Origin of the sequence: Mycobacterium terramassiliense, assembly GCF_900157385.1 — a bacterium.
In the GTDB taxonomy this organism is placed as follows: Bacteria; Actinomycetota; Actinomycetes; order Mycobacteriales; family Mycobacteriaceae; genus Mycobacterium; species Mycobacterium terramassiliense.
In genome coordinates this window covers 2,957,506-2,980,439 of record NZ_LT717701.1, presented here as the reverse complement: position 1 = coordinate 2,980,439, position 22,934 = coordinate 2,957,506, and the positions used below count along the sequence as shown (strand labels likewise).

The following is a 22,934-nucleotide window of genomic DNA, read 5'->3' as shown; positions in this document are numbered from 1 at the left end:
ATTCACCCAGCGGCGCGCCGAGCCAACGTGATGCGGTGCCGTCCGGCCGGCACGGCCACGGTCGCACCGGCCGGTTGACCGTCGAGCTGCACGGAGGCCCCGGCGGGCAGCCCGGCCAGCGTGATCCGGGCGGCGACATCGGTGGCCACCGTGATCGTCGACGACGGCAGCGCGGCCAGCCCGGCACGAGCAACGTCCACCGCGAGGCTGGCGACCCCGGTGAGGCGCAGCGTCAGGTACGGCAACGGGGCGACGGGCCGTCCAACTTGCCAGTCCAGCTCGCTGTACAGACCCGGCGTCGGGTCGAAGTGCGGGATGACGCCGCGGTGGTGCCGAATGGTGTGCGTGGGATCGGGCCGGGCGTAGGAGCGCGCGTCGACTTCGGCCACCGCCCCGCGCCGCGCCGTCACCGACGGATCGGCGGTCAGTTCCGAGAGCCACCACACCTGGTGCGGCCCGATGCCCAGATCGGCGCGCACCAATTGCGGATACCACGCGAACGTGATGTGCCCCGGATCGGCTTGGCGCAGAGCCGTTTCCATGTGCGAGATCGGATCCTCGAACTTGTCCTGCAGCACCCAGGCGATGTGGTCCTCGAGCGGATAGACCGTGAACCGGTGGCGGTAGCCCAGCCGGTCGAGCTCGAGCACCTGCTCGGCGGCCGAGGCGAATGGCACCAACTCGTCGACCAGCCCGTGGGCGATGACGTACGGCAGCCAGCGGGCGTTGACCAGCAGCTTCCACGTGTCACCCTCGCGGGCGCATGGCGAGTCCGGGTCGAGGTCGGCCGGGATGTCCACGTCGGGCAGCAGCCGCACGCCGCACGCCGGCGGCCCGGCCAGCACCACTGCCTGCGAGAAGACCTGCGGGTAGCTCAATCCCAGCTTGTAGGCCGCATACCCGCCCATCGAATAACCCGAGATGACGGTGCGATTGGGGTCGGTGCCGAGCTGTTCGGCGACGCGGGCCCACACCTCCCACACGTCGAGCTCCCCGGTGTCGAAGTACCAGCTCGACGGGCCCCGGGCCAGCGGCGTGACCACCACCGAGTCGCGGCCCTCGCAGACCTCGTGCAACAGGCGTGGGTCGATCGCGGCGAACTGGCTTTGGCCCAGCGAAAGTGAGTGCAGCAACAGCGTCAGCGGCAGCGCCCCGCCCGGCGCATAGCTGGACGGCAGGCAGATCGAATAGGGCTGGACGCGTCCGAGGAACTGCGGCTTGGTGCTCAGGATGTCGTAGGCGGCCAGCCCTCCCGCCACGCCCTGGCCGAGCTCGACCGAGGACACGTACCAGCGGGTCGACGGGCCGGTGATCACCGGCTCGGGCTCGGTGTCGCGCGCGGCAAGCCGCGCCCACGGCACCGTCGCCGCGAACGCGGACACGTCGCCGTGGCCAAGGGCCTCGGCCTGGGCAGAATCCGACCAGAAGTTCAGGTGCGGCGGCTCCTGCGCGTTGGTGCGGAAGGCGACGTTGTAGACGTTGGGCTGCCCAGGCAGCGCCCCGCGCTCGGCGGGCACGTCGGCGAACCCGTCGCCGGCCGCGTTGGCCAGCCCGGCGGCCAGCCGGACCGTCCAGCTTCCGGTCGGCTCCAGCACGGACCGCGGGATCCGTGCCAGGAAGGACCGCGATTGCGTGTCGACGCTGTGCTCCATCGGCGTGGTGGCCCGGGTGGTCAGGTCGATCAGCGTGGCCCCGCGCCCCGACACCAGCAAGGCCATGTCGATGCCCTCCGAGCGCACGCCGGCCCCGACGGGCCAGTCCGCGGTGCCCGCCCGGGAGGGATCGGTGTCGAAGGTGAACAGCGCGATCGGCACCGAGGGGTCCACCAGCGTGTTCCAGTCGATGCGCCACCACGTGTCGGTCTCGGTGAGCCCGATGGCGACGCGGAAGAGGTCGGCGCCGTTGCCCGCGGCGGGCCCGTCGGGATAGACGTAGGTGCCGCGCGGGGGCGCCTGAATCTTCAGGTCGCCGACGGGGACGCCGGTCGCGCCGTGGTCGTCGTAGAGGAAGTCGGTCCAGAACAGCGCGCCCCCGGCCAGCCGGCCGGTGCCGCAGGTGCGCGGGAACTCCTCGCCGAACGGCCAATTCGACGGCACCGGCAGCCTCGGTTCGGGGCGCCGCGCCGCCGGCGGCACGCCCTCGGGCATCCCGTCGACGACGACGAGCTCGGCGGGCGGCGCGTGCGCGGGCGCAGCGGGGTGCAGCACCGCGTCGGCGACGTGGCGCGCGATGCGCAGTGGCAGCAGCGTGAGGTCCAGGATCGACACGTGGCCCAACGTACGCGGCGGGGCCGTCATCCCTGCTAGGACGCGGGCACCACGATCAGTTCGTGCGGCCGATTGTTGACGGCCAGGGCGCCGTCGTCGGTGACGACGACGATGTCCTCGATCCGGGCACCCCACCGGCCCGGGAAGTAGATGCCGGGCTCGACGGAAAACGCCATGCCCGCGGCCAACGGCAGGTCGTTGCCGGCGACGATGTACGGCTCCTCGTGCACCGACAGCCCGATGCCGTGCCCGGTGCGGTGCACGAAAAACTCCGCCAGCCCGGCCTCGGCCAGCACGTCGCGGGCCGCGGCGTCGACCTGCTCGGCGGTCACCCCGGGACGGACCGCGCCCAATGCCGCGCGCTGGGCCCGTTGCAGCACCGAATACTGTTGCGCCACAGCAGGTGTGGGCTCGCCAATGCTGTAGGTGCGCGTGGAGTCGGAGTGGTAGCCGGGCTCGTAGGCGCCGCCGATGTCGACGACCACGACATCGCCTGCCTGCAGTTCCCGATCCGAGTAGCCGTGATGCGGGTCGGCGGCGTGCGGTCCGGAGCCGACGATGATGAACGCCACCTCCGAATGCCCTTCGGCGACAATCGCTTCGGCGATGTCGGCGGCGACGTCGGCCTCGGTGCGGCCGGGGCGCAGAAACTCCGGGACGCGGGCGTGCACCCGGTCGATGGCCGCGCCGGCCTTGCGCAGCGCGTCGATCTCGCATTCCTCCTTGACCATCCGCAGCTCGCGCAGCACGTCGGTGGCCAGCACCGGCAGCACGCCGAGCACATCGGCCAGCGGCAGCAGGTGCAGGGCGGGGATGGAATCGGTGACGGCCGTCGCGGCGCGCCCGCCGCCCAAGGCCGCGCCGACCAGGCGGTAGGGGTCGTCGCCGTCGACCCAATCTCGCACGGCCAGGCCCAGTTCCGCGACGGCCGATCCCTTGAGGGAGGCCAGCTCCAGCCGGGGCACCACCACCGTTGGATCACCGGAGGCCGGCAGCACCAGCGCGGTGAACCGCTCGAGGGTCTGGGCGCGGGAGCCGAGCAGGTACCGCAGGTCGTAGCCCGGGGTGATCACCAGGCCGGCCAGTCCGGCGTCGGCGGTCGCCGCTGCCGCCGCGGCCAGCCGGCGCGCGTACACGCCCGCGTCGAATCGGTGGGAATCCATGGCAGCCAGGCTAACCGCTGAGCCGAACGTCGACTTGTTGCGCTATTTCCGCGGAGAGTCGACAACAACTCGACGCTGGGCCCCATGACAAGATGGCCGGCATGCCCTCGCGATCGCCACTACTGCTGCTCGACGGCGCCAGCATGTGGTTCCGCTCGTATTTCGGGGTGCCTTCGTCGATCACCGCACCCGACGGCCGGCCCGTCAACGCCGTGCGCGGGTTCCTCGACGCGATGGCCGTCGTGATCACCCAGCAGCGGCCCGGCCGGCTGGTGGTGTGCCTGGACCTCGATTGGCGACCTCAGTTCCGCGTGGACCTCATCCCCTCCTACAAGGCGCACCGGGTCGCCGAACCCGAGCCCGAAGGCGAACCCGACATCGAGGAAGTGCCCGACGATCTGACGCCCCAGATCGACATGATCATGCAGCTGCTGGAGGCGTTCGGGATCCCGACGGCGGGTGCGGAAGGCTTCGAGGCCGACGACGTGCTGGGCACGCTGGCGGCGCAAGAGCGCACCGACCCGGTGGTGGTGGTCAGCGGCGACCGCGACCTGCTGCAGGTGGTGGCCGACGACCCCGTCCCCGTGCGGGTGCTCTACCTGGGCCGCGGGCTGACCAAGGCGACACTGTTCGGGCCGGCCGAGGTGGCCGACACCTATGGCGTGCCCGAAGAGCGGGCCGGCGCGGCCTACGCCGAACTCGCGCTGTTGCGCGGCGACCCGTCCGACGGGCTGCCCGGGGTGCCCGGCGTCGGCGAGAAGACGGCGGCCACCCTGTTGGCCCAGCACGGTTCGCTGGAACAGATCCTGGCCGCCGCGCAGGATCCAAAGTCCAAGATGCCCAAGGGTTTACGGCACAAACTGCTGGGCGCAACGGACTACATCGAGGCCGCCGAACGAGTGGTGCGGGTGGCCACCGACGCCCCGATCAGGCTCTCGACGCCCACTGACGCCCTACCGCTGGCGGCCGTCCACCCGAAACGCACCGCCAAGCTGGCTACCGAGCTGGGTGTCGGCTCCCCGATCGCCCGCCTGCAGAAGGCGCTCGACGCGCTGCCCGGCTGACCGCTACTGCGGCCGGCCGACCTCGTAGGTGCCCTTGTTGTCCTGGAAGGTCACCGTCACGTGCTTCTTGGCCCCATCGATGCTGACGTCGCAGTCGAAGGTTCCGCCCTTCTTGACGACCGGGTCCTGGCCGTGGTTGCAGGAGACGTCTTTGACGTTCTTGGCGCCGTAGCCGTTGGTCTCGTCGGAGAGGATCTGCTGCACGCCGGCCTGGGCCTTGTTGACGTCCAGCTTGGTGGTGACGAAAAACCCCGGCTCCCAGAAGCCGAGCACCAGCACGACCGCGACGACCAGCAAGGCGATCGCGCCGGCCACGCCGCCGATCAGCGCCGTCGAGCGCTTCTTCGCAGGCTGCTGATAGGGCGCGTATTGCTGCGGGTACTGACCGGGCTGGCCGTACTGGCCCGGCTGACCGTACTGGCCCGGCGGCGGGTACTGGCCGGGCTGACCGTACTGGCCCGGCGGCGGGTACTGGCCGGGCTGACCGTATTGGCCGGGCGGGGCGTACTGGGGCGGCTGCGCCCCGTACTGCCCGGCTTGGCCGTAACCGGGCTGCTGCGAGGGGTACTGCTGCGGGTACGCCTGCTCGGTCGGCGGTTGGTACTGCGGGTACTCGGCGGGCGGCGTGGCCGGCGTGTAGGCCGGCGCCTGCCACGTCGCGTCCTGGCCCGGCTGCGGCTGCTGCCAGGGCGATCCGACCTGGGTAGGCTCCGAGGACTGATCGCCGGTCTGACCGGGCGGTTGCCATTCGTGGCCCGGCTCCGATCCCTGCGGTCCGCTCATCGTGTCTCCTCAGTTCCCTTGTGTCTCGCGCTATTAGCGAGCTGTCAGCGCTCTGTAACGGTAGCTCGCGCCCAGCCTACCCGGCGTCAACTGCGACGACGCCGCGCCGAACGTCGTTGATGGCCCGTTTGGCGGCGGCGCGCAGCTCTGGATCCGGCGCGGCGTTGCGCACCTGGTCCAACAGGTCTAGCACCTGGCGGCACCATCGCACGAAGTCCCCCGCCGACAAGGGCGAGCCGAGCCCCTGGATGTCGGCGACGGCCAGCGCGGCGGTGAGATCCCCGGTGCGGGCCCACCGGTAGATGACGTTGACGAAGCCGTCGTCGGGTTCGCGGCTCGGGGCGATCCGGTGCGCCTGCTCGTCGGCGCGCAGCGCGGTCGACAACCGCGACGTTTGCTGCAGCGCCTGCCGCAACCGCTGCGTGGGCACCTCGGCCGCCAGCGCACCACCGGCGCCGTCACCGCCGCGGGACTCGTAGAGCACCGCCGAGACCACCGCCGCCAGCTCGGCCGGTTTCAAACCCGACCACGCGCCGGTGCGCAGACATTCGGCGACCAACAGGTCGCTCTCGCTGTAGATGCGGGCCAGCAGCCGGCCGTCGTCGGTGACGCGCGGATCGGTGACCGGACCCCGGATGAAGCCGCGCTCGGTGAGCAGCCCGACAATCCGGTCGAACGTGCGGGCCAGCGAGTTGGTGGCGGCGCCCACCCTTTTCTCCAGTTGCGCGTTGTCGCGTTCGATGCGCAGGTAGCGCTCGGCCTCCCGCATCCGGGACTCGAGCCCCGCGCTGTTGTGGGCGGGATGCCGGCGCAGCTCCGCCCGCAGCGATGCCAGCTCGGGGTCGTGCAGCGCGCCGTCCCCGTCCCCGCGGCCGCTGCGACGCGGGGCCGGAACCTCCAGCCCGGCGGCGGCCGACAGCAGCGCCGACGCGAGATCGCGCCGGACCCGCGGCTGGCGGTGTTCGACGCGCTTGGGCAACGACATCGAGCCGACGGGCGCCGTCGCACCCGAGTAGTCCGCGGACGAAATCCGCCCCGCCCAACGGTTCTCGGTCAGTACGAGGGGGCGCGGGTCGTCGCCGTCGCGCGCCGACTCCAGCACCACCGCCAGCCCGCCGCGCCGGCCGTGGGTGATCGTGATGATGTCGCCGCGCCGCAGCGCGGCCAGCGCATCGGTGGCGGCCTGCCGGCGTTGCAGCCGCGACGCGCGGGACTGCGCGCGTTCCAGCTCCGAAATCCGCGCGCGCAGCCGGGCGTATTCGAAGATCGGCGCGTCCGGCCCGCCGAGCTCGGCGGCGATCTCGTCGAGCATCCGCTGGCCGCGCTCGATGCCGCGGACCAGGCCGACGACGGAGCGGTCGGCCTGGTACTGGGCGAACGACTGCTCGAGCAGCTGATGGGCCTGCTCGGGGCCCATGTGCTGGACCAGGTTGATGGTCATGTTGTACGACGGCGCGAACGAACTGCGCAGCGGGAAGGTGCGGGTGGATGCGAGCCCGGCCACCGCGGAGGGTTCGGTGGTTTCTTCGCTGGGATTCCAGAGCACCACCGCGTGGCCCTCGACGTCGATGCCGCGCCGCCCGGCGCGGCCGGTGAGCTGCGTGTACTCCCCCGGCGTCAGCGGCAGGTGCTGCTCGCCGTTGAACTTGACCAGCCGCTCGAGCACCACGGTGCGCGCGGGCATGTTGATGCCCAGCGCCAGGGTTTCGGTGGCGAACACCGCCTTGACCAGGCCGGCGGTGAACAGCTCCTCGACCGTGTGCCGGAACGCCGGCAGCATCCCGGCGTGGTGCGCCGCGAGACCCCGCAGCAGCCCCTCGCGCCATTCGTAATAGCCGAGCACGGCCAGGTCGGCATCGGCCAGATCGCCGCAGCGATGGTCGATCACCTCGGCGATCTGGGCGCGCTCCTCCTCGGTGGTCAGCCGCAGCGGCGACCGCAGGCACTGCTGCACCGCGGCGTCACATCCGGCCCGCGAGAACACGAACGTGATCGCCGGCAGCAGGCCCTGCGAGTCGAGGAGCGCGAGCACGTCCGGTCGCGCGGGCGGCCGGTAGAAGCGGGGCCGTCCGGCCCCGGCGCGCCCCGCGCCCCTTCTGCGCGGCTGCCAGTCCGATATCCGGTCCGCCTCGCGGCGATGGGCGATGTGGCGCACCAGGTCGGGGTCGACGCGCGATTTGTCGGCCTCGTTGTCGTAGTCGAACAGATCGAACAGGCGCTTGCCCACCAGGACGTGTTGCCACAACGGAACGGGCCGGTGCTCGTCGACGACGACGGTGGTGTCGCCGCGGACGGTCTGGATCCAGCCGCCGAACTCCTCGGCGTTGCTCACCGTCGCCGACAGGCTGACCAACCGCACCTCGTCGGGCAGGTGCAGGATCACCTCCTCCCACACCGGCCCCCGCATCCGGTCGGCCAGAAAATGCACCTCGTCCATCACCACGTACGAAAGCCCTTGCAGCGCAGGCGAATCCGCGTAGAGCATGTTGCGGAGCACCTCGGTGGTCATCACCACGACGGGCGCGTCACCGTTCACCGACATGTCGCCGGTCAGCAGGCCGATGCGGTCGCGGCCGTAGCGCTCGGTCAGGTCGGTGTGCTTCTGGTTGCTCAGGGCCTTCAGCGGCGTGGTGTAAAAGCATTTGCCGCCGGAGGCCAGCGCCAGGTGCACCGCGAACTCGCCGACCACCGTCTTGCCGGCCCCCGTCGGCGCGCACACCAGCACCCCGTGGCCGCTTTCCAGCGCCGCGCACGCCCGCCGCTGAAAGTCGTCGAGCGTGAAGGGCAGTTCCGCGGTGAACCGAACCAGCTCGGCCGGTTCGGTCACGCCGCCGCCCAATTGCGCGAGGGTGCGCGGATGTGCGTGAAATACGGCGTGTCGGCGTGCAGACACGCACGCTCGCGGAAAGAAACGCTAGGTGACATCGTCATGCTGACCGGCGGTGAACGAGGGCTCCGGCACCGGCTCGGTGATCGGTGACGGCGGCTCGGTGATCGGTGACGGCGGCTCGATGACCGATGCTTCGTCGTCGGGAATCGTGACCTGCGCTTCGCGCTTGGCCTTGCGCCGGTCGTGCAGCCGCGCGATCTGAATGGCGAACTCGAGGAGCACCGACAGCGCCACCCCGAGCGCCGTCATCGAGAACGGGTCGGATCCTGGCGTGAACACCGCCGCGAACGCGAACATGCCGAAGATCAGCCCGCGCCGCCACGACTTGAGCTTCTGGTAGGTCAGCATGCCCGTCTGGTTGAGCATGACGATCAGCAGCGGGAACTCGAAGCTGACCCCGAACACCACCAGCAGGTTGATCAGGAAGCCGAAATAGCGGTCCCCGGACAGCGCGGTCACCTGCACGTCGCTGCCGACCGTCAGCAAGAAGCCCAGCGCCTTGGACAGCACGAAGTAGGCCAGCACCGCCCCGACGACGAACAACACCGCCGCGGGCACCACGAACGCGATCGCGAAACGGCGCTCCTTCTGGTAGAGCCCGGGCGTGATGAACGCCCATAGCTCGTAGAACCACACGGGGCAGGCCAGCACGATCCCGGCCGTCATGCCGACCTTGAGCCGCAGCATGAACTGATCGAACGGCGCGGTGGCCAGCAGTCGGCACTGCCCGTCGGCGCTGATGCTCGCCCGCGCCGACTGCGGCAGCGAACAGTACGGGTGGCGCAGCCACTCCCCGAGGCTTTCCAGCCCGAAGATCGAGTGCGAGTACCAGACGAAGCCGAAGATCGTCGTGAGCAGGATCGCGGCCAGCGAGATCAGCAGGCGGGTGCGCAGCTCGGTCAGGTGATCGACCAGCGACATCGTCGCGTCGGGATTGGTGCGACTGCGCCTGTTGCGGGGATTGAGCCGTTTCAGCAACCCGGCCGTGCGCGCTGAAACCTTGAAACCTTTCACGGGGTTAGCGGTCGGTCAGTGGCGCTCGGGCACCGCGGCGACGCCGCTACGCCGGGCGTGCTTCGGTGTGTCCCTGCTCGGTGGCGGCCGGCGGGTCGACCCGCTGCGACTGCACGGGCGCAGCGGTCTCGATCGAGGGAGCTTCGGACTTGCCTTCGGTCTGCATTTCACGCATCTCGGACTTGAAGATGCGCATCGACTTGCCCAACGAGCGCGCCGCATCGGGGAGCTTCTTGGCACCGAACAGCAGGATCACTACGACAGCGAGGATCGCCCAGTGCCACGGACTAAGACTGCCCACTTTGATTACCTCCAGACGTCCACCCGATGCTACCGCAGCGGCGGCCGCAGCTAGTGCGGCCGCGCCGCCACCTGGTACGACTCCAGGCCCGCGGCGGCCGCATCCCGTACACGCTGGGCCAGCGACTCGGGTTCAAGCACCCGCACGGCCGAGCCGAAGCCCAGCACCAGACGCGTCATCCAGTCCTCGGACGCATACGTCATCACGGCCTCACACGATCCGTCGGCCAGCTCGAGCACCTCCCGCATCGGGTAGTACTCGAACATCCACGAGGCCGCCGGCGCCACCGACAGCCGCGCCGACGGCAGCGCCGGATCGCCGTCGAACAACGACGTGTCCGGCGGCGCGTGCCGCGCCGGTTCGGGCGCGGCGGCCGGCTCGCCCAGCTCGGTGGCATCGACGATCCGGTCGAAACGGAACAGCCGAACGCCTTCGGCCTCGCGCGACCAGGCCTCCAGGTAGCTGTGGCCGCCGATCAGCAGCACGCGAATCGGATCGACGATCCTGCTGGTCAGGGTGTCGTGCGAGGCGGAGTAGTAATCGATGGCCAGCGCGTGCTTGTACTGCACCGCGGTGCGCACCGCGGTCGCGGCGCGGCTTTCGACGGGGGCGGGCTCGTCGACGGCCGCCGCTGCGATGTCCTGCCCGACGGCGCCGGCGGCCGCCTCGATCTTCGCGATCGCGCTGCGCGCCGCTTCCGGATCGACCACCCCCGGAATGTCGGCCAGCGCCCGCAGCGCCACCAGCAGCCCGGTGGCCTCCGGCGAGGTGAGCTTGAGCGGCCGGTCGATGCCCGCCGAGAACGTCACCTCGATGGTGTCGCCGGAGAACTCGAAATCGATGAGGTCACCCGGGTAGTAGCCGGGCAGGCCGCACATCCAGAGCTGGTTGAGGTCCTCCTCCAGCTGCTTGGCGGACACCCCCAGATCGGCAGCCGCCTTCGCCCGGGTGACCTTCGGGTTGGCCTGGAAATACGGCACCATGTTGAGCAGCCGGATCAACCGGGTCGACACGGGAGTCATGAGCGCCCCGCCTCCACGTGCGACCGCAGCCGCGCCACGACGTCGTCACGCAGGGATTGCGGCTCGAGTGCGACGGCGTCGGGCCCATAGCCGGCGATGTCGCGCGCCAGCTGGTCGGCGGAGGCGATGTCGAGTTCGATCACCTCGCCGCTGCGGCCGGCCAGCTCCCGCGCCCCGATCGACCGTCCGGCGCGCCGCAGCGCGGTGGCCCGCCCGTCGGCGACCCAGACCCGGGCCTGTCCCCCGCCCGGCCACTCGGTGACCGTCTGGGCCACGATCTTGCGCAGGTCGACGCCGTCGGGCACGGTGACCGCGCCGGGCGGCCCGATCGGCGTGACATCCGCGCCGATCCGCGACAGCCGGAAGGTGCGGGTGGCCTCGCGGTCGCGGTCGTGGCCGACCAGATACCAGCGACCCTTCTCCGTGACGACGCCCCACGGCTCGACGGTGCGCGTGGTGTACGGCTCGGCCCGCGACGGCCGATGCGGGAACTGCACCGCCTGGCGGGAGTCGATGGCGGACAACAGGATCCCGAGGACATCCTCCGACCCGCGCAGGCCCGGAACCCCGGCCGGGGACGCGAAGGCGACCGGCGCATCGGGATCGACCTCCACCCCGGCGGCGCGCAGCTTGAGCAACGCGCCCTGGGTGGCGGTGATCAATTCCGGCGACTCCCACAGCTGCGTGGCGACGGCCACCGCGGCGGCCTCGTCCGGGGTCAGCCCCACCGGCGGCAGCGCGTAGGCGTCGCGGTTGATCCGGTAGCCCTCGGCGGGGTCCGTGGCCGACACGCGGCCGACCTCGAGGGGGATGCCGAGGTCACGCAATTCGTTCTTGTCGCGCTCGAACATCCGCGAGAACGCCTCGGCGCTGGGGCTGTCGGAGTAGCCGGCGACGCTGGACCTGATCTTTTCGGCGGTGATGTAGCCACGGGTGGACAGCAGAGCGATCACGAGGTTGACCAACCGCTCGACTTTCGAGGTCGCCATTTCCCTTAGCCTAGATCGGTTGGTCGGCCGAGCACTCGCGGCCTTACATGCTGGCGATCAGCCGCTTGACCCGCTCGTCGACGGCCCGGAACGGGTCCTTGCACAGCACCGTGCGCTGCGCCTGGTCGTTGAGCTTGAGGTGCACCCAGTCGACGGTGAAGTCGCGTCCCGCGGCCTGCGCGGCGCTGATGAACTCCCCACGCAGCCGGGCGCGGGTGGTCTGCGGCGGATGGTCGACGGCCTCGGCGATGTCCTCGTCGGTGGTGACCCGCGCGGCCAGGCCCTTGCGCTGCAGCAGGTCGAAGACGCCGCGGCCGCGCTTGATGTCGTGGTAGGCCAGGTCGAGCTGGGCGATCTTCGGATCGGACAGCTCCATGTTGTAGCGGTCCTGGTAGCGCTGGAACAGCTTGCGCTTGATCACCCAGTCGATCTCGGTGTCCACCTTGGCGAAATCCTGGCTCTCGACGGCATCCAGCTGGCGGCCCCATAGGTCGACGACCTGTTCGATCTGGGCGTTGGGCTCCCGGGTCTGCAGGTGCTCGACGGCGCGGCTGTAGTACTCGCGCTGGATGTCCAGGGCGCTGGCCTGGCGCCCGCCCGCCAGCCGGACCGGCCGGCGGCCGGTGACGTCGTGGCTGACCTCGCGGATGGCGCGGATGGGGTTGTCCAGCGAGAAGTCGCGGAACGGAACGCCGGCCTCGATCATCTCCAAGACCAGCGCGGCCGTGCCGACCTTGAGCATGGTGGTCGTCTCGCACATGTTGGAGTCGCCGACGATGACGTGCAGCCGGCGGTATTTCTCCGCGTCGGCGTGCGGCTCGTCGCGGGTGTTGATGATCGGGCGACTGCGCGTGGTGGCCGAGGAGACACCCTCCCAGATGTGCTCGGCGCGTTGGGAGAGGCAGAACGTCGCGGCCTTGGGGGTCTGCAACACCTTGCCCGCCCCGCAGATCAGCTGGCGGGTGACCAGGAACGGCAGCAGCACATCGGAGATCCGGGAGAACTCGCCGGCCCGCACGATCAGGTAGTTCTCGTGGCAGCCGTAGGAGTTGCCCGCCGAGTCGGTGTTGTTCTTGAACAGGTAGATGTCGCCGCCGATGCCCTCGTCGGCGAGGCGCTGCTCGGCGTCGACGAGCAGGTCTTCGAGCACCCACTCGCCGGCCCGGTCGTGGGTGACCAGCTGCACCAGGCTGTCGCATTCGGCCGTGGCGTACTCGGGATGGCTGCCGACGTCGAGGTAGAGCCGGGCACCGTTGCGCAAGAAAACGTTGGAACTGCGGCCCCACGACACCACCCGCCGGAACAGGTAACGCGCGACTTCGTCCGGGGACAGGCGACGATGGCCGTGGAACGTGCAGGTGACACCGAACTCGGTCTCGATGCCCATGATTCGCCGCTGCACGTAATCGAGGGTACTGGTTGTGCGACCGCGAAGGTGAGCAAGCCGCGCCCACGGCTGTTATTGGCCGGATTCGATCCCGCCGGCGGGGTCGACGGCGAAGCCCACCGGTCCCACGGGCACCATCAGCCCCAGCGCACCCGGGACCGGGCGCTGCCGTCTAGTCTTCGGATTTCTCGCCCGAATCCGGGGCTTTGCGCTTGGACTTCGAGCCCTTGGAATCGAGCTCCGCCAGCATGGTTTCCAGGGCGGGCCGGGTGATCCGCCGGAACGCCCGCCGCGGCCGGTTGGCGTCCAGGACGGCGACCTCCAGGCTGCTGAAGTCGATGGATGGCTGGTCACCGTTCGACGCCTCCGCGCTGCCCTTGCGTAGCGCCGCAACGGCGATGCCCAGAGCCTGGCGAAGGTCGGCGTTTTCGGCGTACGACTCCTTGAGCGCGGTGGCGATCGGCTCGGTGGTCCCGCCCATCACCACGAAGTGTGGCTCGTCGGCAATCGACCCGTCGTACAGAATCCGGTACAGCTCAGGCGGTTTCGTCTCGCCGTAGTGGGCGACCTCGGCGACGCACAACTCGACCTCGTAGGGCTTGGCCTGCTCGGTGAAGATGGTGCCCAGTGTCTGCGCATAGACGTTGGCCAGCTGCCTGCCGGTCACATCGCGGCGGTCATACGCGTAGCCGCGGGTGTCGGCGAATTGGATTCCGCCCCTGCGCAAGTTGTCGAACTCGTTGAACTTGCCCGCGGCCGCGAAACCCACGCGATCGTAGAGCTCGCTGATCTTCTGCAACGACCGCGACGGGTTCTCCGCGACGAACAACACGCCATCGGCGTAGGCCAGCGCCACCACGCTGCGGCCCCGCGCGATGCCCTTGCGCGCGAGCTCGCTGCGCTCGCGCATCGCCTGTTCGGGCGAGATGAAATAAGGGAAGCTCACTTATCCCCCCGCGGTTCGGCGTCCGGACCGAAAGTATCTGCGCGCGAACGGCTTTCGATCACTTCGCGGGCCAGTTCGGCGATGCGGCTCTCCGGCACCTCGGCCGCACCGTCGGCGCCGATGGTGACCGCCGTCGGGTAGATGCCCCGGACCAGATCCGGCCCGCCGGTGGCGGAGTCGTCGTCGGCGGCGTCGTACAGCGACTCCACGGCCACCCGAACTGCCGAATTGAGGTCGGTGACTTGGGAGTACAGCTTCTTGATCGACGACTTGGCGAAGATCGAGCCCGACCCCACCGCCTGGTAGCCCTCTTCCTCGATGTTCCAGCCGCCCGCGGCGTCGAACGAGACGATGCGGCCCGCGCTCTCGGGGTCCGGCGCGTGGATGTCGTACCCCGCCAGCAGCGGCAGCGCCACCAGGCCCTGCATCGCCGCGGCCAGGTTGCCACGCACCATGATCGCCAGCCGGTTGACCTTGCCGGCGAAGGTGAGCGGCACGCCTTCGAGCTTCTCGTAGTGCTCGAGCTCCACCGCGTAAAGGCGGGCGAACTCGACGGCGATCGCGGCGGTGCCGGCGATGCCGGTCGCGGTGTAGTCGTCGGTGATGTACACCTTCTTGACGTCACGCCCGGCGATCATGTTGCCCTGCGTGGAGCGCCGGTCACCCGCGATGACCACGCCACCGGGGTACTTCAACGCGACGATGGTCGTCCCGTGCGGCAGTTGTCCCGCCGCGTTGGCGGCCTGCGCGGCACCGCTGAGACTTGCGGGCAGCAACTCCGGCGCCTGGCGGCGCAGGAAGTCGGCGAACGACGAGAGGTCTATGGCCGGGTTCCCGGGAAGTGGGGAGTTAGTGGGCAGGCGATCGGTAAAAGGCCAGGTCACTGTCCGCCCTTTTGGACATACGCGCGGACAAAATCCTCGGCGTTTTCCTCAAGGACGTCGTCGATCTCGTCGAGCAGGTCGTCGGTGTCTTCGGCCAACTTTTCGCGACGCTCCTGGCCCGCGGCCGTGCCGTCGGCGAAGTCGTCTTCGTCGCCGCCGCCACCACCGCGCTTGGTCTGCTCCTGAGCCATCGCCGCCTCCTGCTTGATCATCGGCAGGTGTAACGCCAAGTCACACGCCCGCCTGGTCCTCTCTACAGTACCGGTCAACGCCGACGTTTCCCGGTCTAACGCCCCTTAGCTGGTCAGTTGTTCCACCAGCTCCACCGCGCTGTGCACCGAGTCCAATAACGCCCCGACGTGGGCCTTGCTGCCGCGCAGCGGCTCGAGCGTGGGGATGCGTACCAGCGAATCCCCACCGAGGTCGAAAATCACCGAGTCCCAGCTGGCCGCGGCGATGTCGGCGCCGAACCGGCGCAGGCATTCGCCGCGGAAGTAGGCGCGCGTGTCCGTCGGCGGGTTGTCGACGGCCTCGAGCACCTGGTGCTCGGTGACGAGGCGCTTCATCGAACCCCGCGCGACCAGCCGGTTGTACAGGCCCTTGTCCAACCGGACGTCGGAGTATTGCAGATCGACCAGGTGCAGCCGCGGCGCCGACCAGTTCAGGTTTTCGCGCTGCCGGAAACCCTCGAGCAACCGCAGCTTGGCCGGCCAGTCCAGCAACTCGGCGCAGTCCATCGGGTCGCGCTCGAGCTTGTCGAGCACGTCCGCCCAGGTCTCGACGATGTCGGCCGCGCGCGGATCGGGATCCCGCCCGTCGACCAGCTTGGCCACCCGGTCGAGGTAAATCCGTTGCAGCGCAAGGGCGGTCAGCTCGCGGCCGTCGGCCAGGGCGACCGCGACCCGCAGCGACGGATCGCGGCTGATCGCGTGGACGGCGTGCACCGGGCGCGCCAACGCCAGGTCGCTCAGGTCGATCCCGTGCGCGGGGCCCTCTTCGATCAAATCGAGCACCAGCGCGGTGGTGCCCAGCTTCAGGTACGTCGAGGTCTCGGCGAGGTTGGCGTCGCCGATGATCACGTGCAGCCGGCGGTACCGGTCGGCGTCGGCGTGGGGTTCGTCGCGGGTGTTGATGATGCCGCGCTTGAGGGTGGTCTCCAGCCCGACCTCGACCTCGATGTAGTCCGAGCGCTGCGACAGCTGGAAACCCGGCTCGTCACCGGCCGGCCCGATGCCGACCCGGCCCGAGCCGGTGACCACCTGGCGGGACACCAGGAACGGGGTCAGCCCGGCGATGATCGCCGAGAAGGGCGTCTGGCGCGACATCAGGTAGTTCTCGTGCGACCCGTAGGACGCGCCCTTGCCGTCGACGTTGTTCTTGTAAAGCTGCAGCTTGGCGGCCCCCGGCACGCTGGCGACGTGCCGCGCGGCGGCCTCCATCACGCGCTCGCCCGCCTTGTCCCAGATCACCGCGTCCAGCGGGTCGGTGCACTCGGGCGCGGAGTATTCCGGGTGCGCGTGGTCGACATAGAGCCGCGCCCCGTTGGTCAGGATCATGTTGGCGGCGCCGACCTCGTCGGCGTCGACCACCGGGGGCGGACCGGCCGAGCGGCTCAGGTCGAAACCCCGGGCGTCACGCAGCGGCGATTCCACCTCGTAGTCCCAACGGGTCCGCTTGGCGCGCTGGATTCCGGCGGCGGCCGCGTAGGCCAGCACCGCCTGAGTCGAGGTGAGGATCGGGTTGGCGGTCGGGTCCGACGGCGACGAGATGCCGTACTCGACCTCCGTCCCGATAATCCTTTGCATTACTTCAAGATAGGCCCGGCAATGAGGGAGGCTGCCCGGCGGGGTGATCTGGGCGTCCGAATTCGGCGCGGTAACGACCATCGTGCGTGCCGATCGCCACTAGGGTGAGCCCGCATGAGCCCTTCTCTGCGCCGGGCGCCGGGGACGGCCGGCGCTGCTCCGGGGTATCGGGCCGAAAGCTGGTTCCTCGAGCGCGGTTTGCCCTCGGTGCTGACCAGGCGGTCCCGGTGGCGGCGGCTGTGGCCGCGGTCGGCCCCCATGCTGGCCGCCTACGGAACGTTGCAGGCCTGCATCCTGCCGATCTACCTGATCACCGGCGGCCACGACGTCGAGATCACCGGTGACCCGACGACCCCGCAATTGGTCATGCTAGGGATCCTGGGGCTCGCGCTTCCGCTGATGGCCGTCGTCGGCTGGGTGGTGTCGCGGTCGCGACGCGGCAGGACCCGCGCGGCGGTGGCGACCCTCGCGGTGCTCGTCGTGGCATGCGTCGGGATCACCGTGGGCGGACCAGGGGAACTGGTGCAGGAGGCCATCGTCGTGGCCGCGGTGCTGATCCTGACCGGCTGCGGCGTCGGATCCATCGTCGGGTGGGCGGTACGCATGATGCTGTCGCACCTTGCCACCGTGGGGGCCTTGGTGGTCCGCGCCCTGCCGGTCGTGCTGCTGACCGCCTTGGTGTTCTTCAACACCTATGTATGGATCATGGCCAAGACCATCAGCGGGCAACGGCTGGGGCTGGCGATCGCCTTTCTGCTCTCGATCGCCGTGGCCTTCGTCGTCTCCGCGACGTGGGAGCGGGCCAAGCCGGCGCTGCGGCCCACGCTGGCGGTCCTGCCCAAAGACAGTGAACAGCTTGCCGACACGCCTTTCGCGGACATGCCCGATGCCTCCGACTGCGCGCCGCTGACCCGGGCCGAACGCCTCAACGTCGTCTTCGTGCTGGCCGCGTCGCAAATGGCGCAAATCCTCGTGGTCGCGGTGGTGACCGCCAGCATCTACTTGATTCTGGGGCTGATCGTGCTGACGCCGTCGCTGCTGAACGAATGGACCCACACCTACGCCAGCACCGCGACGGTGCTGGGATTCACGCTGCCGGTTCCCGATTCGCTGATCCACATGACCTTGTTCCTCGGCGCGTTGACGTTCATGTACATCAGCGCCCGCGCGGCCGGCGACGCCGAATATCGCTCCACGTTCCTCGATCCGCTGATCGAGGACCTGCACGCGACGCTGATCGCACGGAACCGCTACCGCGGCGCCGTCGGGGCGACGGCGTGTGAAGTTGACGCCACCAGCGCCAGTGATTAATTTCACACGGATGACGGACCTGGCTGGAAAACGTTACGGCGAAGTGCTTCTCGTGACCCCCGGCGAGGCGGGCCCGCAGGCCGCGGTCTACAACAGCTTCCCGCTCAATGACTGTCCCGACGCGCTGTGGTCGGCATTGGACCCGCACGCGATTGCCGCCGAAAACGGCGCTGCCGCAGCGCTCCTCAACGGCCCCCGCTATTGGCTGATGAACTCCATCGAAAAGGAACAGCAGGGCCCGCAGGTGACGAAGACCTTCGGGGGAATCGAAATGATCCTGCAGGCCACCGTCCTGCTGTCCTCGATGAACCCGTCGCCCTTCACCGTCAACAAGGTGAGCCGGCACACGGTGTTCGTCTTCAACGCCGGCCAAGAGGTCTACGAGCTCATCGATCCCCACGGAAAGCGCTGGGTCATGCAGACGTGGAGCCAGGTCGCCGACCCGAACCTGACGCGCGAAGACCTGCCGGGGCTGGCCAGCCGGCTGGAGCTGCCGGACGGGTGGAGCTACCAGCCGCGGGTCCTCACCGACGAGTTGCGGGTGGACACCAGAACCGAGGCCGCCCAGGTGCTGCAGGACAACCTGACCAACAGCTACTCCCTCGAGACGTGAGCTAGGGGCGATTCGCGATCCAGCTGCGGTGACGTACCGCGGCCTTGCGCGCGGCCTTGGCGAGCGTCCGGTCCGGCAGGTGGCGACCGAGCGCTTCGAGGACCTGCGCCGTCTCGGGCGCCGGGTGTCGCCACATGCTTTCGAGCAGCTGCACCGGTTCGGACATCCCGGCGAACAGGCCGCAAAGCTCATCGGGATCGTCCACGTCGCGCGAGAGCACGTCGATGAGCACCCCCACGTCGACGAAGCTGCCGAGCACCGCGGCGTCGGCGGGGTCGCGCCCTATCAACCACAGCGCCGCATGCCCGGCGGCGGGGGTGTCCAACAGCTGTCGCACCAGGGGTTCGGCCACCTCGATGTCGAACATGTCCAGTGCGACAAAGCCCATCATCCGACTCGCGGCGCTGGACGCCTCGGCAATGGCCTCGATGAGCATGCGCACCCGCTCGACGACGGGACGGTCGGCCTGCCACCGGGCCACCAAAGACTCGTGCTGGGTGTCGGCGGCCGAGAGCATCGCGTCGATCAACTCAGCGCCGTCGCCCTCGGCGGCGGGATCGCGACGCAGCGCGTATCCGGCACGTTCGAGGCGACCGGGCAGGACGTGGCGGCCGAGGGCGGTCAGTGACACCGTGCCGCCGGTCCAATAGCTGGGCCCGACCGGTTGTGGTGACTCGACGCGGTCAGTCCAGCGCACGACACCGGCGTCCTCGAGGACCTGCACGATGCGGCCGACGCCCTCGTCGATGAAGCCCTCCACCGCGTCCGATTCGTCGGGCCAGTACCGCTGCGTCTGCGGGGAAATCGTCAATTCGGCCCAGCCCACGAGGGACTCGAAAGGCTGCTCGGGGGCGTTGGGTGCGAGCAGCGGAACCAGCCAGTGCACGATCCCGTCGTCGAACAATCCGAGCGGTTCGTCGGAAGGCCACAGGCCGCCCGAGCATTGCGAGCGCAGCGGGCCCACATCGATGATCGCCGCGAAAAGCGCCTCCGCCCGAGCAACGGCCGGGCGCGCCTCCCACTCCCGCGCCGGAACGACGTGACGGTGGCGCACGCGGACCGCGCCAGCCTCGATAGCGACGTCAAGGATGAAGTTCAAGCACCTCAAACTCGCGGTCGTGGTGAGCTTCAAGGTCTCGTCGCCGAGCTGGAGATCCATCTCGTCGCCGGTCTCGAGCAATTCAACCAGCGCCCGGCCGTCGGCCACGTGCAGGTTCCCCGTGTCCGTCAGCTGCTTGCCGTCGGGGCCCAGATAGTCGCGCAGGGCAGCAACTTTCGTCAGCAATGGCGCTGCGCCCGCGGCCGCCTGGACGTCCCGCATCGGCGGCGAGGCGCAAGCGAACGGCAACTCGAAGAGCTCAGGTTCTTCGTCGGACGGCTCCCCTGCCGGGGTGGGGTCGCGCGTTTCCGCGAGCACGGTCGGGGCGAGATCGTCGACCATTCTTCGCAACCGGGCCGCCCGCTCGACCCCGCCAACGAGACGTTCGGTGGCCGCCATGAAGTCGACGTAGGCACCGACCGCGTAGCACAAACCCACCGCCGCGTCGGCGCGCCCGGTCAACCGGCGCGGACACCAGTCGACCAGAAACTCCGCCAGCTCGCCGGGCGTGAACTCGTCGAGGACGCCGGTCGATTCCCGGTACCGCCAGTCCAGGAAGAAGGCAACATCGGCGACCACCTCGTCCCGTTCGGACTCGGACTCACCCAGCCAGGCGTGGAGTTCGTCGAGCAGCGCGTCGCGCAACTCGAGGTACGCGTCGTCGTCACCGGGATCGAAACGTAGCCGCACCTGGGCGACGTTAGTCGGTGTGACCGACAAATGTTTACAGGTACTGACCCAGGTTGGACTCGGTGTCGATGGCACGCGACGCGCTCGACGACTTGCCGGTGACCAGCGTGCGGATGTAGACGATCCGCTCGCCCTTCTTGCCCGAAATCCGCGCCCAGTCATCGGGGTTGGTGGTGTTGGGCAGGTCCTCGTTCTCGGCGAACTCGTCGACGATCGAGTCGAGCAGGTGCTGGATGCGCAGGCCGGGTTGACCGGTCTCCAGCACCGACTTGATGGCGTTCTTCTTCGCCCGGTCGACGACGTTCTGGATCATCGCCCCGGAGTTGAAGTCCTTGAAGTACATGACCTCTTTGTCACCGTTGGCGTAGGTGACCTCCAGGAACCGGTTGTCGTCGATCTCGGCGTACATCCGCTCGACGACCTTTTCGATCATCGCCTTGATGCATGCAGTGCGGTCGCCGTCGAACTCGGCGAGGTCGTCGGCGTGCAGCGGCAGCGACTCGATCAGGTACTTCGAGAAGATGTCCTGCGCCGCCTCGGCGTCGGGACGCTCGATCTTGATCTTGACGTCGAGGCGCCCTGGCCGCAGGATCGCCGGGTCGATCATGTCCTCGCGGTTGGACGCGCCGATCACGATGACGTTCTCCAGGCCCTCCACGCCGTCGATCTCGCTGAGCAGCTGCGGGACCACCGTCGTCTCCACGTCGGAGGAGACCCCGGTGCCGCGGGTGCGGAAGATCGAATCCATCTCGTCGAAGAACACGATCACCGGCGTGCCTTCCGACGCCTTCTCGCGGGCGCGCTGGAAGATCAACCGAATGTGGCGCTCGGTCTCGCCGACGAACTTGTTCAGCAGCTCCGGGCCCTTGATGTTGAGGAAGTACGACTTCGCCTCGCGGGCGTCGTCGCCGCGCACCTCGGCCATCTTCTTGGCCAACGAGTTCGCGACCGCTTTGGCGATCAGGGTCTTACCGCAGCCGGGCGGGCCGTAGAGCAGCACACCTTTGGGCGGGCGCAGCGCGTACTCGCGGTAGAGCTCCTTGTGCAGGAACGGCAGCTCGACGGCGTCGCGGATCTGCTCGATCTGGCGGGTCAGGCCACCGATGTCCTGGTAGCTGACGTCGGGCACCTCTTCCAGCACCAGGTCTTCGACCTCGGCCTTGGGGATGCGCTCGAAGGCGTAGCCGGCCTTGGTGTCGACCAGAAGCGAGTCGCCCGGTCGCAGCTTGCGGGGCTTGGTGTCGTCGTTGAGGGCGTCGGGAACGCCGTCCGGCAGGTCCTCGGCGACCAGCGGCTCGGCCAGCCAAACGATGCGTTCCTCGTCGGCGTGTCCGACGACGAGCGCCCGGTGCCCGTCGTTGAGCACCTCCCGCAAGGTGGAGATCTCGCCGACCGATTCGAACGTGCCGGCCTCGACAACGGTCAGGGCCTCGTTGAGGCGGACCGTCTGCCCCTTCCGGAGCGCTCCCACCTCGATGTTGGGCGAGCACGTCAGGCGCATCTTGCGCCCGGAGGTGAAGACGTCGACGGTGTCGTCCTCGTGCGCCGCCAACAGGACGCCGTAGCCGCTGGGCGGCTGACCGAGCCGGTCGACCTCTTCACGCAGCGCCAACAGTTGCTGACGCGCCTCCTTGAGGGTGTCCATCAACTTGGAATTCCGCGCAGCCAGCGAGTCGATCCGGGCTTCGAGCTGATGCACGTCGCGGGCAGACCGAGCGCCACCGGGCGCCCCAACCGCGTGCTCGAGTTGTTCGCGCAGCACCGCTGCCTCACGGCGTAACTGTTCCAATTCGGCAGCGTCGCTGCTGGACATGCCCGTGTCACCGGCGTTGCCGAATGCGTCAGAACGCTCTGAGTCACCCATGTTGCGCTCCTTTCCCGCCCCGAGATTCGCGGTGGTACTTCAAAGCTACCGGCGATTGCCGGTTGATGTGCGCAGTCAAATGCTCACGAAAAGTTAAGACTTTGGTTCCACTGGTAATCTCTGCCACGAATCGCGCCGAGCGAAAGGACGACCGTGGCCCCAAAAGCCCTCGCCACGGGCTCCGCCGGCGCCGTCTCCCCGGCGCGGCGGCCCCCGCTGTGACATCCATTGCACCCGTTGGCCCGACGGCGGCCGCGGGCGCCTGACCCGAACGAACCACATGCAGGCAGGCCTGTCCGTTGCGCTGAGCGCCGCCGCCGCGGTGGCGGCGATCGGGCTCGCCGGATGCTCGCACAGCGGCCCGAAGGTCGTGTCCTCGCCGTCCTCCCGCGGCCCGGCCACGTCGACCCCGCTCGTCGTCGCGTCCCCCCCGACCGCTCCGCTGCCGGCGGCCGACGCGCTGGTCGACGTGCTGAACCGGCTCGCCGACCCCAACGTGCCGGGCGGCAACAAGGTGAGCCTGGTCGAGGGCGCGACCGCCGAGAGCGCGGCCACCCTGGACAACTTCACCAACGCGTTGCGGGACAACGGCTACCTCCCGATGACGTTCGCGGCGACCGACATCGCCTGGTCGGACAAGAATCCGTCCCACGTGCGGGCCACCGTCACGGTCAGCACCGCCCAGGCGAACAGCGGCAAATTCACGTTTCCCATGGAGTTCACGCCGTTCCAGGGAGGTTGGCAGTTGTCCCGCCGAACGGCCGAAATGCTGCTGGCGCTGGGCAACTCGGCCGCGGGGCCCCCGCCGCGCCCCGGCCGATGTTCCGTCGCCGACTCCCCCG

The 22,934-nt window shown here is 69.3% G+C and carries 18 protein-coding genes and 1 pseudogene; 4 read left to right on the top strand and 15 right to left on the bottom strand.

The features are described 5' to 3' along the window. Nucleotides 1-2: 2 nt before the first annotated feature. Both MTAB308_RS28660 and MTAB308_RS28655 read right to left on the bottom strand, forming a co-directional pair. Nucleotides 3-2,297, bottom strand: coding sequence for an alpha/beta hydrolase-fold protein (locus tag MTAB308_RS28660; protein ID WP_425436345.1), 2,295 nt, complete (start codon nt 2,295-2,297; stop codon nt 3-5). Between the two features lie 5 nt (nt 2,298-2,302). After that, a complete protein-coding gene (locus MTAB308_RS28655; protein ID WP_077104334.1) occupies nt 2,303-3,430 on the bottom strand; it encodes a M24 family metallopeptidase in 1,128 nt (375 codons plus the stop codon). Nucleotides 3,431-3,531: 101 nt separating this feature from the next. Here MTAB308_RS28655 and MTAB308_RS28650 point away from each other — a divergent pair, with 101 nt between their 5' ends. Continuing rightward, nucleotides 3,532-4,494, top strand: coding sequence for a 5'-3' exonuclease (locus MTAB308_RS28650; protein WP_077104936.1), 963 nt, complete (start codon nt 3,532-3,534; stop codon nt 4,492-4,494). A 3-nt stretch (nt 4,495-4,497) separates the two neighbouring features. Here the strand turns inward: MTAB308_RS28650 and MTAB308_RS28645 are convergent, their stop codons facing one another. From MTAB308_RS28645 to dop, 11 genes are all read right to left on the bottom strand, one after another. Then, on the bottom strand, nt 4,498-5,277 hold the full coding sequence (locus tag MTAB308_RS28645) for a DUF4333 domain-containing protein (protein ID WP_077104332.1): 780 nt from the start codon (nt 5,275-5,277) through the stop codon (nt 4,498-4,500). Nucleotides 5,278-5,353: 76 nt separating this feature from the next. Next, nucleotides 5,354-8,104, bottom strand: a complete 2,751-nt coding sequence (locus MTAB308_RS28640) for a DEAD/DEAH box helicase (protein ID WP_077104330.1) — start codon at nt 8,102-8,104, stop codon at nt 5,354-5,356. Nucleotides 8,105-8,191: 87 nt separating this feature from the next. Next, nucleotides 8,192-9,181, bottom strand: coding sequence for a twin-arginine translocase subunit TatC (gene tatC / locus MTAB308_RS28635; RefSeq protein WP_108637429.1), 990 nt, complete (start codon nt 9,179-9,181; stop codon nt 8,192-8,194). Nucleotides 9,182-9,227: 46 nt separating this feature from the next. Further along, nucleotides 9,228-9,482 carry a Sec-independent protein translocase subunit TatA gene (gene tatA / locus MTAB308_RS28630; protein WP_077104328.1) on the bottom strand — a complete coding sequence of 85 codons (255 nt, stop codon included), beginning with the start codon at nt 9,480-9,482 and terminating at the stop codon, nt 9,228-9,230. A 50-nt stretch (nt 9,483-9,532) separates the two neighbouring features. Further along, nucleotides 9,533-10,504 (bottom strand): helix-turn-helix transcriptional regulator, encoded by a 972-nt coding sequence (locus tag MTAB308_RS28625; protein WP_077104326.1) that lies wholly within the window; start codon nt 10,502-10,504, stop codon nt 9,533-9,535. Beyond that, a complete protein-coding gene (locus MTAB308_RS28620; protein ID WP_077104324.1) occupies nt 10,501-11,493 on the bottom strand; it encodes a helix-turn-helix transcriptional regulator in 993 nt (330 codons plus the stop codon). Before MTAB308_RS28620 ends, MTAB308_RS28625 begins: the two co-directional genes overlap by 4 nt. A gap of 43 nt (nt 11,494-11,536) precedes the next feature. Then, a complete protein-coding gene (pafA, locus tag MTAB308_RS28615; RefSeq protein ID WP_096866143.1) occupies nt 11,537-12,895 on the bottom strand; it encodes a Pup--protein ligase in 1,359 nt (452 codons plus the stop codon). 157 nt (nt 12,896-13,052) lie between these two features. Continuing rightward, a complete protein-coding gene (prcA, locus tag MTAB308_RS28610) occupies nt 13,053-13,826 on the bottom strand; it encodes a proteasome subunit alpha (protein WP_077104323.1) in 774 nt (257 codons plus the stop codon). Beyond that, complete coding sequence (gene prcB, locus MTAB308_RS28605; RefSeq protein WP_077104321.1) at nt 13,823-14,710, bottom strand: proteasome subunit beta; 888 nt, start codon at nt 14,708-14,710, stop codon at nt 13,823-13,825. The genes prcA and prcB overlap by 4 nt, the downstream gene beginning before the upstream one ends. Next, the gene (locus MTAB308_RS28600) at nt 14,707-14,901 is read right to left on the bottom strand and encodes a ubiquitin-like protein Pup (RefSeq protein WP_066913345.1); all 195 of its coding nucleotides are present in this window, start codon (nt 14,899-14,901) and stop codon (nt 14,707-14,709) included. The genes prcB and MTAB308_RS28600 overlap by 4 nt, the downstream gene beginning before the upstream one ends. Before the next feature lie 105 nt (nt 14,902-15,006). After that, on the bottom strand, nt 15,007-16,515 hold the full coding sequence (gene dop / locus MTAB308_RS28595; protein WP_077104319.1) for a pup deamidase/depupylase: 1,509 nt from the start codon (nt 16,513-16,515) through the stop codon (nt 15,007-15,009). 114 nt (nt 16,516-16,629) lie between these two features. Between dop and MTAB308_RS28590 the strand changes: the two genes are divergently transcribed. Both MTAB308_RS28590 and MTAB308_RS28585 read left to right on the top strand, forming a co-directional pair. Continuing rightward, nucleotides 16,630-17,826, top strand: coding sequence for a hypothetical protein (locus MTAB308_RS28590; RefSeq protein ID WP_083746684.1), 1,197 nt, complete (start codon nt 16,630-16,632; stop codon nt 17,824-17,826). 10 nt (nt 17,827-17,836) lie between these two features. Beyond that, on the top strand, nt 17,837-18,439 hold the full coding sequence (locus MTAB308_RS28585) for a hypothetical protein (protein WP_077104315.1): 603 nt from the start codon (nt 17,837-17,839) through the stop codon (nt 18,437-18,439). 1 nt (nt 18,440) lies between these two features. On the opposite strand, the gene MTAB308_RS28580 is transcribed toward MTAB308_RS28585, so the two are convergent. Then, nucleotides 18,441-20,228, bottom strand: coding sequence for a hypothetical protein (locus MTAB308_RS28580; protein WP_077104932.1), 1,788 nt, complete (start codon nt 20,226-20,228; stop codon nt 18,441-18,443). A gap of 34 nt (nt 20,229-20,262) precedes the next feature. After that, on the bottom strand, nt 20,263-22,092 hold the full coding sequence (gene arc, locus MTAB308_RS28575; protein WP_077104313.1) for a proteasome ATPase: 1,830 nt from the start codon (nt 22,090-22,092) through the stop codon (nt 20,263-20,265). Nucleotides 22,093-22,372: 280 nt separating this feature from the next. Here arc and lppK point away from each other — a divergent pair. Beyond that, a pseudogene (lppK, locus tag MTAB308_RS28570) lies at nt 22,373-22,822 on the top strand (lipoprotein LppK); the annotation flags it as partial. Nucleotides 22,823-22,934 lie beyond the last annotated feature (112 nt).

Coding starts and splice junctions, on each gene's coding strand:
- MTAB308_RS28590 (WP_083746684.1), top strand. CDS start 16,630: ATGAGCCCTTCTCTGCGCCGGGCGCCGGGGACGGCCGGCGCTGCTCCG.
- dop (WP_077104319.1), bottom strand. CDS start 16,515: ATGCAAAGGATTATCGGGACGGAGGTCGAGTACGGCATCTCGTCGCCG.
- MTAB308_RS28585 (WP_077104315.1), top strand. CDS start 17,837: ATGACGGACCTGGCTGGAAAACGTTACGGCGAAGTGCTTCTCGTGACC.
- MTAB308_RS28645 (WP_077104332.1), bottom strand. CDS start 5,277: ATGAGCGGACCGCAGGGATCGGAGCCGGGCCACGAATGGCAACCGCCC.
- MTAB308_RS28620 (WP_077104324.1), bottom strand. CDS start 11,493: ATGGCGACCTCGAAAGTCGAGCGGTTGGTCAACCTCGTGATCGCTCTG.
- MTAB308_RS28660 (WP_425436345.1), bottom strand. CDS start 2,297: ATGACGGCCCCGCCGCGTACGTTGGGCCACGTGTCGATCCTGGACCTC.
- MTAB308_RS28625 (WP_077104326.1), bottom strand. CDS start 10,504: ATGACTCCCGTGTCGACCCGGTTGATCCGGCTGCTCAACATGGTGCCG.
- MTAB308_RS28650 (WP_077104936.1), top strand. CDS start 3,532: ATGCCCTCGCGATCGCCACTACTGCTGCTCGACGGCGCCAGCATGTGG.
- arc (WP_077104313.1), bottom strand. CDS start 22,092: ATGGGTGACTCAGAGCGTTCTGACGCATTCGGCAACGCCGGTGACACG.
- MTAB308_RS28655 (WP_077104334.1), bottom strand. CDS start 3,430: ATGGATTCCCACCGATTCGACGCGGGCGTGTACGCGCGCCGGCTGGCC.
- MTAB308_RS28600 (WP_066913345.1), bottom strand. CDS start 14,901: ATGGCTCAGGAGCAGACCAAGCGCGGTGGTGGCGGCGGCGACGAAGAC.